General features: G+C 69.8%; 9 protein-coding genes. 5 read left to right on the forward strand and 4 right to left on the reverse strand.

The window, feature by feature from the left end; genetic code table 11:
- Positions 1–14 precede the first annotated feature (14 nt).
- Positions 15–1,142, reverse strand: coding sequence for an acyltransferase family protein (locus tag JR065_RS15345; RefSeq protein ID WP_206235181.1), 1,128 nt, complete (start codon positions 1,140–1,142; stop codon positions 15–17).
- A 494-nt stretch (positions 1,143–1,636) separates the two neighbouring features.
- Here JR065_RS15345 and JR065_RS15350 point away from each other — a divergent pair, with 494 nt between their 5' ends.
- From JR065_RS15350 to JR065_RS15360, 3 genes are all read left to right on the forward strand, one after another.
- Complete coding sequence (locus JR065_RS15350) at positions 1,637–2,671, forward strand: glucokinase family protein (protein WP_206235171.1); 1,035 nt, start codon at positions 1,637–1,639, stop codon at positions 2,669–2,671.
- 69 nt (positions 2,672–2,740) lie between these two features.
- On the forward strand, positions 2,741–5,398 hold the full coding sequence (locus JR065_RS15355; protein ID WP_206235172.1) for a TonB-dependent receptor: 2,658 nt from the start codon (positions 2,741–2,743) through the stop codon (positions 5,396–5,398).
- Between the two features lie 95 nt (positions 5,399–5,493).
- Positions 5,494–7,815 carry a beta-N-acetylhexosaminidase gene (locus JR065_RS15360; RefSeq protein WP_206235173.1) on the forward strand — a complete coding sequence of 774 codons (2,322 nt, stop codon included), beginning with the start codon at positions 5,494–5,496 and terminating at the stop codon, positions 7,813–7,815.
- Positions 7,816–7,849: 34 nt separating this feature from the next.
- Here the strand turns inward: JR065_RS15360 and JR065_RS15365 are convergent, their stop codons facing one another.
- Both JR065_RS15365 and JR065_RS15370 read right to left on the reverse strand, forming a co-directional pair.
- Positions 7,850–8,275, reverse strand: a complete 426-nt coding sequence (locus JR065_RS15365) for a VanZ family protein (RefSeq protein ID WP_206235182.1) — start codon at positions 8,273–8,275, stop codon at positions 7,850–7,852.
- Entirely contained in the window at positions 8,263–9,447 is a 1,185-nt protein-coding gene (locus tag JR065_RS15370; RefSeq protein WP_241093654.1) for a class I SAM-dependent methyltransferase, read from the reverse strand. The genes JR065_RS15365 and JR065_RS15370 overlap by 13 nt, the downstream gene beginning before the upstream one ends.
- A 54-nt stretch (positions 9,448–9,501) precedes the next feature.
- Between JR065_RS15370 and JR065_RS15375 the strand changes: the two genes are divergently transcribed.
- Positions 9,502–10,236 (forward strand): pteridine reductase, encoded by a 735-nt coding sequence (locus JR065_RS15375; protein ID WP_206235175.1) that lies wholly within the window; start codon positions 9,502–9,504, stop codon positions 10,234–10,236.
- Between the two features lie 122 nt (positions 10,237–10,358).
- On the opposite strand, the gene folK is transcribed toward JR065_RS15375, so the two are convergent.
- The gene (gene folK / locus JR065_RS15380; RefSeq protein WP_206235176.1) at positions 10,359–10,880 is read right to left on the reverse strand and encodes a 2-amino-4-hydroxy-6-hydroxymethyldihydropteridine diphosphokinase; all 522 of its coding nucleotides are present in this window, start codon (positions 10,878–10,880) and stop codon (positions 10,359–10,361) included.
- A gap of 95 nt (positions 10,881–10,975) precedes the next feature.
- Here folK and JR065_RS15385 point away from each other — a divergent pair, with 95 nt between their 5' ends.
- Positions 10,976–11,815, forward strand: a complete 840-nt coding sequence (locus JR065_RS15385; protein WP_206235177.1) for a 20S proteasome subunit A/B — start codon at positions 10,976–10,978, stop codon at positions 11,813–11,815.
- Positions 11,816–11,972: the final 157 nt, after the last annotated feature.

Consider the following 11,972-nt stretch of genomic DNA (forward strand, 5'->3'; position numbering starts at 1 on the left):
AACGTGCACGCCGGTCACAGCCGCAGGTACCAGCGGCGCCGGTCCAGCCACCGACCCACCGCCCAGCACAGCCCGGTATAGGCCAAGGCGCACAGCAGGCTGCCGCCCGCGCCCGGCCACAGGCGCTGGAACATCTCGATTCCCGCCCACGCGTACAGGTCGTGGCCGCTGTCGCCGGCCGGGACCAGCCGCAGCGTCACCATCAGCAGTTCGGAGAACAGGTAGATCGCAAGCGGATTGCGCCCGAGCACGGTGAACGCGCCGCTGCCGCGGACCCAGCCGCGCCGTTCGATCGCGTACGCCAGCGCCGCCAGCAGCACCAGGTCCAGGCCCACCGTGCAGGCGACGAACGAACCGGTCCACAGTTTCTTGGAGATCGGCCACCACGGGTTCCACAGCAACGCAAGCGCCACCAGCGCCACGCCCATGCCGAGCAGGGCGGCGATGGCCGCGGCGGTCTTGCCGCGCCGCTGCAGGAAGCGGCCAGCCAGATAGCCGCCCAGCACATTGGTCGTGGCCGGCAGCGTGCCGAGCAGACCTTCCGGATCGAAGTCGCCGTCGTGCCGGTACAGGTGGTCGCGGCCGAGCAGCCACAGGTCCAGCCGGGTGCCGGCATTGCCGAGCTTGTCCAGTTCCGCGCCGGGCGCGCCGAACGCGTACAGCAGCGCCCAGTAGCCGAGCGGCAGCGCCACGGCCGCCCATGGCAGCACGCGCGGGGGCACGTAGCGCACCAGCAGCGCCGCCAGCAGGTAGCACAGCGCGATCCGCTGCAGCACGCCCATGATGCGGGTGTCGCCCAGCGCCTTCAGCGCCAGGCGTCCGTCGTCGCCCAGATGGAAGAACGGAAACCAGTACAGCAGGAAGCCGCACAGGAAGATCAGCGCGGCGCGCCTGCCCACGCGGCGCAGGAACACCGCGTGCGGCGCATCGGTGGCCAGCGCGAAGCTCATCGCGCTGCCGACGGCGAACAGGAACGACGGGAACACCAGGTCCGCCAGGGTGAAGCCGAACCAGGCCGCGTGCTCCAGCTGCGCGTACGGCGTGGCGCCCGGCCCGGGCGTGTTGACCAGGATCATCAGGAAGATGGTCATGCCGCGGAACACGTCCAGCGACAGGAAGCGTTCGCGCCTGGCTGCAGGCATCGGCAGCGCGCTCACCGCCGGCCTGCTCGCTGCGCCCGGGGGGCGCCAAGCCCAGCACGGGCTCCGCCGCCAGAGGCGCCGCCCCTGGGTGCGGCGAGTTCCCGGAACAAGCCAACCGTTGCGCAGTTCCGGACAGAAATCCTGGTTGCAGTGCCGCAAAACAGCATCGTTGTCACTCCCGGACGAAATTGTCTACCCAGATCGATAAGACCAATTACCGCATCGCAGCATACCGTTCGGCACATCCGACCTTGCCCGGAAAACCCGGTATTCGCCAGCATGCCGCCTAAGTGATTGAAGGAAAACGCATATGTAAACGTTTTCTCGGATCGATGCGTCGGCCTTCGCTCCACCCACTATACGTACCACAATCAGACAAATATTCGCGAAACACTGTTGACATCGTTGTCACCACGCCGTAAGAATCCGCACGAATCGGGTCGAATTCCGCACAAACGCGGAAAGCGCGGGACATGGGGAGGCATGTGGTCGCAATGGTCCAGACAATCCAAAGGCAGGCCCTGCCTGGCGCGCCGGACGCGTTCCTGGCCGCCGACGTGGGCGGCACGCATGTGCGGGTAGGTCGTGTCCGCGCCGGCGACGACGACGCCCAGCCCATCGCCGTGCTCGACTACCGCCAGTACCGCTGCGCCGACTATCCGAGCCTGGCCGCGATCCTGGCCGAGTTCCTGCGCGGCGGGCCGGCGGTGAAGGACTGCGTGATCGCCAGCGCCGGTTTTCCGCTCGACGACGGCACGGTGATCACCGTGAACCTGCCGTGGTTGCTGTCGCCGCGCGCCATCCGCGAGGAACTGGGATTCGACGCGGTGCACCTGGTCAACGATTTCGAGGCGGTGGCGCATGCGGCGGCCTACGTCGATGCCAGCGAAGTGCTGCAGCTGACCGGGCCGGCGCAGGCGCCGCGCGCGCCGACGCTGGTATTGGGTCCGGGCACCGGGCTGGGCGCGGCGGTGTGGATTCCCACCGGCCATCGCCCGGTGGTGCTGGCCACCGAGGCCGGACAGGCGGCGCTGGCCGCCTACACCGAGCTGGAAATGCAGCTGCTGCGGCAGATGCTCACCCAGCGCAGCCATGTATCGGTGGAACAGGCGCTGTCCGGCCCGGGCCTGCTCAACCTCTACAACGCGCTGTGCGCGGTCCGCGGCGCGCCGGCCGTACACGTCTCGCCCGATGCCATCACCGCGCGCGCGCTCGACGGCAGCGACGCGCTGGCGGTGGAAAGCCTGGAGGTGTTCTGCGGCCTGCTCGGCAGCGTGGTCGGCGACATGGCGCTGACCTACGGCGCGCAGGGCGGCATCTACCTGGCCGGCGGCATCCTGCCGAAGATCCATCCGTTCCTGATCCGCAGCAGCTTCGTGCGGCGCTTCCTCGACAAGGGGCCGATGCGCGAGGCGCTCGAACGTATTCCCGTGAAGTTGGTCGAGCACGGGCAGCTGGGCGTCGTCGGCGCGGCCAGTTGGTATCTGGGCCAAGGGGGCATGAGCCAGCATCACGCAACAGCGCAGTAATCACCCAGGGGCGCGCGCTGCGGGGGACGTAGCGCGCGGCAGATCCGTTCATCGATGAGGAGAGACATCATGAAATACCGCAAGTCCGTACTTACGGCCGCCATCGTCAGCAGCCTGGCCTTCGGCGCGCAGGCGCAGGAAGCGGCGGCGCCCGCTTCCGCGACCGACCTGGACACCATCCAGGTCGTCGGCATCCGCGGCAGCATGGAGAAGTCGCTGGATACCAAGCGCGAGGCGCGATCGCACGTGGAGGTGGTCACCGCCGAGGACATCGGCAAGCTGCCGGCGCGCAACGTCGCCGACACCTTGCAGCGGCTGCCCGGCGTCAACATCAGCTCGTCCAGCGCCAACGAAGGCGGGTTCGACGAAAGCGACCGGGTCAGCCTGCGCGGCACCACGCCCAGCCTGACCCTGACCCAGATCAACGGCCACTCGATCGGCTCGGCGGACTGGTTCATCCTCAGCCAGACCGAAACCGTCGGGCGCAGCGTGAGCTATTCGCTGCTGCCGTCGGAGCTGGTCAGCCAGGTGATCGTGCACAAGTCGTCCGAAGCCAAACTCAACGAAGGCGGCAGCGCCGGCACCGTCGACGTGATCACCCGCAAGCCGCTGGAGTTCGCCGATCCGCTGCACGTGGAAGCCTCGGTGGGCGGCGTCTACTCCGACCTGCCCGACAGCACCAAGCCGCAGTTCAGCGGCCTGCTCAACTGGAAGAACGCGGCCAACAACTTCGGCATCCTGCTGCAGGCGTTCTACCAGGAGCGCGAGCTGCGCCGCGACGGCGAAGAGATCGTCGGCGGATTCAGCCAGATCCCGGTCGACGCCCCGGTGGTGGCCACCAATCCGGACCTGGCTGGGGTGTACTACCCCAACCTGCCTGGCGCGGTCTATTTCGACCAGACCCGCGAGCGCAAGGGCGGCCTGATCGCCCTGCAGTTCAAGCCGAGCGATACCCTGACGCTGGGCCTGGACGCATTCGTGTCCAAGATGGACGCCAAGAACTACAACCGCAACTACATGCTGTGGACCGGCAACTTCGCCAATACCCAGGCGCCGCTGCCGGGCTACGTCATCCAGAACAACACGCTGGTCAAGGCCGACTACGCAGGCGTGGCCGGCACCGGCTACGGCATCTACGACATGATCTCGCGGCCGCAGTCCAGCGCCGACACCGGCTACGTCACCTTCGATGCCGACTGGCAGGCGAGCGAGACGCTGAACCTCAAGTTCCAGGGCGGCACCACCGAAGGCAAGGGCAAGACGCCCACCCAGAACATCGCCGAGGTCGTGACCGGCGTGGGCGCCGGCGGCGGCTGGCAGGTCAACGGCACCGACCGGCCGACCGACTGGTACCTCGGCGGCGACAACAGCTCCCCGGCCGGCTCGCTGTGGGGCGGCACCTGGGGCGCGCAGAACTACGAAGTGACCGACAAGGAGCGCTGGGGCAAGCTCGACGGCCAGCTCTATTTCGGCAACGAGGGCGTCATGCCGACCCTGGACTTCGGCGTGCGCTATGCCGATCACACCCGTCAAGTGGAAAGCCCCTACGGCTGGGACCTGGACGGCGACGGCATCTGGGCGTCGCTGCAGTCCGCGGCGATCGGCCACTACCCCGGCGACTTCGGCAACGGCATCGGCGGCAACCTTCCGTCCAACATCTGGTACTTCACCCAGGAAGCGCTGGCCGACGCCATCAACGGCAATTCGACGCTGCGCAACGACGGCGCACGCAAGAACTGGGCATCGGAGTTCAAGGTTCAGGAGAAGAGCACCGCCGCCTACATCCAGGCCAACCTGGAAGGCGACGACTGGGACGCCAACTTCGGCGTGCGCTACGTCAACATCAAGCAGGACATCCGCTACAACCGCGCGGTGGCCGCCGGCTCTCCGGGCGCCATCGAGACCTCGCTGTTCGGGCCGTACGTGCCGGTGCTCGCCGAGAACGAGCACAAGCGCCTGCTGCCGAGCGCCAACGTCAAGTTCCAGCTCAACGAGGACACCGTGCTGCGCGTGGCCGCGTCGCAGACGATGACGCTGCCCGACTATTCGGCGCTGGCCGGCGCGGTGGCGCTGTCCAACCTCACCCACACCGGCTCGGGCGGCAACTCGGACCTGGATCCGATCATCGCCACCAACGTCGATGCGTCGCTGGAGTGGTACTTCGCTCCGCGCGCGCTGCTGGCGGCCAGCGTCTACTCGATGGACCTGCGCAACTACGTCAAGTACGACACCGTGGTCCGGCCGTACGTGAACGACCAGACCGGCAACGTCGAAGACTATGAAGTCACCATTCCGGTCAACAGCGACGGCCGCGTGCGCGGCCTGGAACTAACCTACGAACAGCCGATCGGCGACTACCTGGGTTTCTCCGCCAACTACACCTACGCCGATGGCGAGGCCGACGGCGGCGCGCCGCTGGTGGGCACCTCGAAGAACACCTACAACGCCTCGGTGTACTTCGAGAACGACAGCTTCAATGCCCGCGTCGCCTACACCTACCGCTCCTCGTTCTACCACGGCATGCTGCGCGCCAACGAGTATTTCCAGGACGACACCGGCACGCTGGCCGCCTCGCTCGGCTACAAGGTCACCGACTGGTTCTCGGTCAGCCTGGACGGGCTCAACCTCAACAACCCGAAGCTGAAGTACTACGTGGCCGACGGCCGCCCGCAGGCGTTCTACAGCAACGGCCGCCAGTACTACCTCAACCTGCGCTTCAAGTTCTGACGCGGCAACGCATGCGCAATGTGTGACCCACTGCGGGCCCGGATTCGTCCGGGCCCGCTTTGCTTGCAGCCGGCAGGTGCCGGCAGGAGACGCCGATGACCCGTTCCACTCGCCGCACCCTCCTCTCGCCCAGTCGCTGGGCCGCCGCCGTGCTGATCGCGCTGGCCGCGCTGCCGGCGGCCGCCATCGCCGCCGCGCCGCTGCCGCTGATCCCGGCACCGCAGCAGGCGCGCCTGGAAGGCGGCGGTTTCGCCCTGGATGCCGGCGTGCGCGTGCATGCCGACGATCCGCGCGCGGCCGCGGTCGCGCGCCAGTTCATCGACGGCCTGGCGCGCGGCAGCGGACTGCGGCTGCAACTCGCGCCACCGGCAAGCGACGCCGGCGCGCGCGGCGGCATCGTGTTCGCGCTGGATCCCAAGGCCAGCGCGTCGCCGGAAGGCTACGTGCTCGATATCGGGCCCGACGGCGTGCGTGCGCGCGCCGCCGACCCGCGCGGCCTGTTCTACGCGGCGGTGACGCTGTGGCAGCTCGCGCCGGCCTCCGGACAGGCGCGCCCGGCGGTGCTGCCCGGCGCGCACATCGTCGATGCGCCGCGTTTCGGCTGGCGCGGGCTGATGCTGGATTCGGCGCGCCATTTCCAGAGCGTGGAGCAGGTCAAGCAGCTGCTGGACGCGATGGCGCTGCACAAGCTCAACACCCTGCACTGGCACCTCACCGACGACCAAGGCTGGCGCATCGAGATCCCGAAGTATCCGAAGCTGACCCAGATCGGCGCTTGCCGGGTCGCGGCCGGCGACGCCGGTATCGGCGCCGACGGCCGCCCGCTGCGCAGCTGCGGCTTCTACAGCCAAGCGCAGATCCGCGAGGTGGTGGCCTACGCCGCCGCGCGCCACATCACCATCGTGCCGGAATTCGACCTGCCCGGACACGCCACCGCCGCGCTGGCCGCGTATCCGCAGTTCGGCTCGATCGACACGCCGCTGCAGGTCTCCAACGAATGGGGCGTACACGCCAACCTGTTCAACGCCAGCGAGCAGACGCTGACGTTCTTCGAGGACGTGCTCGGCGAAATGATCGCGCTGTTCCCCGGCACCTACATCCACGTCGGCGGCGACGAGGCGGTCAAGGACCAATGGAAGGGCTCGCCGGCGGCGCAGGCGCGAATCAGGGAGCTGGGCCTGGCCAACGAGGAGCAGCTGCAGGGCTGGATCATCAAGCGCCTGGAAGGCTATCTCCACGCGCACGGACGGCGCCTGATCGGCTGGGACGAGATCCTCGCCGGCGGCCTGCCCGAGCGCGCCACGGTGATGTCGTGGCGGGGCATCGAAGGCGGCATCGATGCCGCGCGCCAGGGCCACGACGTGGTGATGGCGCCGGTCACCGACCTGTACCTGGACTACCTGCAGACCGCCTCGCCCGACGAGCCGCCGGGGCGTCCGGCGCTGATCGAGCTGCGCAAGGTGTACGCGTTCGATCCGGTGCCGGCGGTGCTGGACGAGAAGCAGCGCAAGCACGTGCTCGGGCTGCAGGCCACTGCCTTCTCCGAGCACATGCGCAGCTGGGAACGGCTGCAGCACGCGGTGTTCCCGCGCATCGCCGCCGTCGCCGAAACCGGCTGGACACCGGCGCAAGGCAAGGACTACGACGGTTTCCTGCAGCGCCTGCCGGACCTGCTGGCGCACTACCGCGCGCTCGGCATCGCCTATGCGGCCACGCCGTTCCAGCCGCAGTTCGAGGTGCGCGGCGACCGCGCCGCGGCGCAGGCCACGGTGGGCCTGGCCACGCCGCTCGGTTACCCGGACATCCGCTACACCACCGACGGCAGCGCGCCAAGCGCCACATCGGCGCGCTACACCGAACCGCTGACCGTCGCGTTGCCAACCACGATCGCCGCGCAGGCGTTCGCCGACGGCATGCCGATCGCCGACGCAGTGCGCCGCCGCGTGGACCTGGCCGCGCTGCGCACCCGCCGCGACGAAGACCTGGCGATGTGCAGCGGCAAGCTGACCCTGCGGCTGGAGGACGACGGCCCGCGCGAGGGCGAGCGCGCGATCTTCGACGTGGACATCTTCGACCCGTGCTGGACCTGGAAGCAGGCGCCGCTGGACGGCATCGGCGCGCTGCAGGTGCGCGCCGGCCGCCTGCCCTACTACTTCCAGCTCGCCCACGACGAGCCGCAGCGGCGGTTCCGCCCGGCACGCACGCCGCACGGCGAACTGGTGGTGCGCGACGGCTGCGACGGCGCGACGCTGGCCAGCGTCGCGCTGCCGGCGCGCCCGGACGCCGATGGCTTCGTGACCCTGCACGCGCCGCTGCCGGCCGACGCGCCGCGCAGCGCCGACCTGTGCGTCTACTTCACCGGCGACACGCGCCCGGCGATGTGGGTGCTGGACCGGCTGACGCTGCAGCCGCGCTAGCGCCCGCTACGCCGTTGCCCGGCCGCCGCGCCGCTCAGGCCAGCGCGCGGCGGCCGAACAGGCGCCGGTCCAGCCACAGCATGCAGTTGCGCAGCGGCGTGGGCAGCAGCGCCATGCCCGCCGCCACGCCCACGCCATTGGCCAGCGCATCGCGCGGATCGGCCATGCGGTCCACGGTCAGCGCGCCCTGGGCGAACTCGATGCCGATGCCCAGCGCGACCAGGCCGACGGCCGCCAGCAGCAACGCGCGCGGCCGCGCGAACAGCTGCACCGCGCCCCAGGCCAGCAGGAAATAGGCGAGGAAATGCTCGATCTTGTCGCCGCCCGACGGCAATTCCGGGATCTGCGGCGGCGGCCCCAGGCACACCGCGATCACCACGGCGATCGCCAGCAGCCACAGGCCCAGCCACAGCGCCGGACGCCGGAACCCGCGCATCGCACGCACGCTCACAGGCGCCAGGTCAGGTCGCCGGCCAGGAACGCCGGGCCCAGCGCCACGTCGCGTTCGAAGCCCATCACCTGGAAACGCTCGCCCATCTCGCTGGGCAGGGTCAGCCGCTTGACCTGTTCGCGCAGGCGCATGCGCCCGTGCTCGTCGGTGCGCGCCTCGGCCTCGGCCAGCAGCGCATCGATGCCGTTGCCGAGCAGGAAGCTGGCTTGGTTGCAGTAGCCGGCCAGGTCGAACCCGGCGCCGGTGCCGGCCTCGGCCAGCGCGGTGAAGTCCACCGACGCGGTAAGGTCCTGCAGCCCCGGCCACAGGTAGGGATCGGCATGGGTGCGGTGCCGGTAGAACGCGCGCAAGGTGCCGTCGTCGCGCTGCGGCAGGTAGAACTCGCGGCGCGGATAGCCGTAGTCGACGAACAGCATCGCGCCGCTGCGCAGCCCGCCGGCCACCGCCTGCACCCAGTACGGCAGCTGCGGCAGCAGTTCGGAGCGGTAGCCGTCGGCGAATGGCGCCTGCAGGTAGCGCTCGACGTGGCGCACCGCCGCGGCGAGCAGCGGGTCGGCCGGCTGCTCGCCGCGGCCGAAGCGGCCTTCGCCGTCCAGCACCACGGTCTCCTCGAACACCTCGCCGTCGCGCAGGGTGAAGCGCGGCGTCGGCAACGCGTCGATCACCTCGTTGGCGAACAGCACGCCGTTCCAGTCGTCCTCGAACGGCCGGTCCAGCCACTCCACCAGTTCGAACACCGGCGGGATCAGCGCCCGCGCCAGGCGCTCGCGCTGGCGTTCGCGCAGGTCCGCGCTGGGCTCCAGGATCGCGTAGCGCTCCGGCAACGCATCCAGCGCCAGCAGGCGCTTGAGCATCACCTCGGCGAACGCGCCGCTGCCGCCGCCGATCTCCAGGAACCGCGCCTGCGGGCCCAACTGGCGCAGCGCCGGCGCCAGCGCGTTGGACACGGTCGCGGCGAACAGCGCACCCAGTTCCGGCGCGGTGACGAAGTCGCCGTGCTCGCCGAACTTGCTGCTGCCGGCGCTGTAGTAGCCCAGGCCGGGCGCGTACAGCGCCAGTTCCATGAAGCGGAAGAACGGGATTGCGCCGCCGGCGGCGGCGATCTCCGCGCGCAGGTGCGCGGCCAGGCGGTCGCTGTGGGCGAGCGCGTCGGCATCGGGCGCAGGAAGATCGATAGGCATGCGGCACTGGATTGCGTGGACAATGCACAGCATAGCCGAGCACGGAATGCGTACATGACCGAGACCAAAGTGGCCCTGATCACCGGCAGCGCGCGGCGCATCGGCGCCGGCATCGCCCGCCGCCTGCATGCGGCCGGCTACCGCGTGGCGCTGCACGCGCATTCATCCGGCGCCGAGCTGCAGGCCCTGGCGCAGGAACTGGAAGGCCGGCGCGCGGACAGCACGCTGGCGCTGCATGCCGACCTGCGCGACGCGGCGCAGTTGCCGGCGCTGGTGGCGCAGTGCGTGCAGCGCTTCGGCCGGCTCGACGCGCTGGTCAACAACGCCTCCAACTTCTATCCCACGCCGCTGGCCGAGGCGACGCCGGCGCAGTGGGACGACCTGTTCGCGGTCAACGCGCGCGCGCCGCTGTTCCTGGCCCAGGCCGCCGCCGAACAGCTGCGCCGGCACCGCGGCGCGATCGTCAACCTCACCGATCTGCACGCCGAGCAGCCGCTGCGCGACCATCCGCTGTACTGCGCCGCCAAGGCCGCGCTGGCGATGCTGACCCGTTCGCTGGCGCTGGAGCTGGCGCCGCAGGTCCGGGTCAACGCGATAGCCCCCGGCGCGATCCTGTGGCCGGAAGCCGGCAAGGACGACGCCGCGCAGCAGGCATTGCTGGCGCGCACCCCGCTGGCGCGGACCGGCAGCGTCGAGGACATCGCCGAAGCGGTGCGCTGGCTGCTCGACGACGCCGGCTTCGTCACCGGGCATACGTTGCGGGTGGATGGGGGGCGGGGGCTTTCCTGAGAGCCGGGACTCGGGACTGGGGACTCGGGACTCGGTGGTCATGAATGCTGGTCGTGCCTCGTCCCGTGATGCTTGGGCGGCCAGGAAGCTGTCCCCGTAGCCCCCGTCCCCGAGTCCCGGCTTTACCGAGTCCCGAGTCCCCAGTCCCGAGTCCCGGCTTCACGAAGCTCCACCACCTCGAACGCCTCCCCGAACTGCGCATGCGCCTGCCACAACGCGCCCAGGGTGCGCCCGCTGACCGGGTCGACGAAGTCCGCGGCGATGTCGGCCAGCGGCTTGAGCACGAAGGCGTGGCGCAGTTCCGGGCGCGGGATGCGCAGGTGGCCGGGGCCTTCGACGATGCGCTCGCCGTAGAACACCACGTCGATGTCCAGGGTGCGGTCGCTGAAGCGCGGGCCGCTGCGATCGCGCCCGTGGGCGTCTTCCAGCGCATGCAGCCAGGCATCCAGCGGCAGCAGGTCCAGCTCGGTGTGCAGCGCCACCGCATTGTTCAGGAAGTCCGGGCCGTCGAAACCGACCGCCGCGGTGCGGTAGGTCGGCGACACCCGAATGCGGCCAAAGCGTTGCTGCAGCGCGTTCACGGCGGCGAGCAGGTGATGCCGGGGGCGCAGATTGCTGCCCAGGCTGAGGAGCACGGTGGTCATGCGGTATTCGCGCACGCCGCGGCGCCGAGCGTCAACGGGTAGCCAAGCCCGGCACCCCCGCATAGAATCGAAGCGCACAGCATTCCGGCAGGCACATGACTTATTGCGTAGGCATCGAAGTGGACGAAGGCCTGGTCTTCGCCGCAGACACGCGCACCAACGCCTCGCTGGACGACGTCCGCGTGCATCGCAAGCTGCACGTGTTCGAGTACCCGGGCCAGGCGGTGTTCGTGCTGATGTCGGCCGGCAACCTGGCCACCACCCAGCTGACCATCTCCAAGCTGCAGCGCGACGCGGACGATCCCGAGGCGCCGCGCAGCCTGCGCTCGTTCCGGCACCTGTTCGAGGTGGCCGAGTACGTGGGCGAGGTGCTGGTGTCCAGCCAGATCAAACTGTCGGACCAGTCGCAGCACAGCGGCGTCAGCGTGCAGTCCACGCTGATCCTCGGCGGGCAGATCGCCGGCGAGCGCCCCGGCCTGTACATGATCTATCCGCTGGGCAACGCCATCGCCACCTCGCCGGAAACGCCCTATCTGCAGATCGGCGAATCCAAGTACGGCAAGCCGATCCTGGACCGCATCATCCGCCCGGAGATGAAGCTGGAGGACGCGGCGCGCACCGCGCTGGTGTCGCTGGACTCGACCATCCGCTCCAACCTATCGGTGGGCATGCCGATCGACCTGGCGCTGATCCGCGCCAACGACCTGCGCGTGACCGAACGCATGCGCCTGGAAGCGGACACCCCGCTGTATTCGGAGATCCACGAGACCTGGTCGCGCAAGCTGGAGAACGCGGTGCGCACGCTGCCGCGCTTCCCGTGGGAACCGGCGCTGAGCACCGAAAGCGACGTCGACCTGCGCGGCACGCTGCCGCCGCTGCCGCCGCGCCGCGCGCCGGCGCGCCGCGATCCGGAAGACCAGTCGTCGCAGCAGTGAAGCCGGGACTCGGGACTGGGGACTCGGGACTCGGTGGTCATGAGCGCTGGTGGTGCGTCGCCCCGTGATGCTTGGGCGGCTAGAAAGCTATCCCCGTAACCTCCCCGCCCCCGGGCCCCGTCTTTACCGAGTCCCCAGTCCCGAGTCCCGGCTTCTC

It is taken from the genome of Xanthomonas sp., assembly GCF_017163755.1.
In the GTDB taxonomy this organism is placed as follows: domain Bacteria; phylum Pseudomonadota; class Gammaproteobacteria; order Xanthomonadales; family Xanthomonadaceae; genus Xanthomonas_A.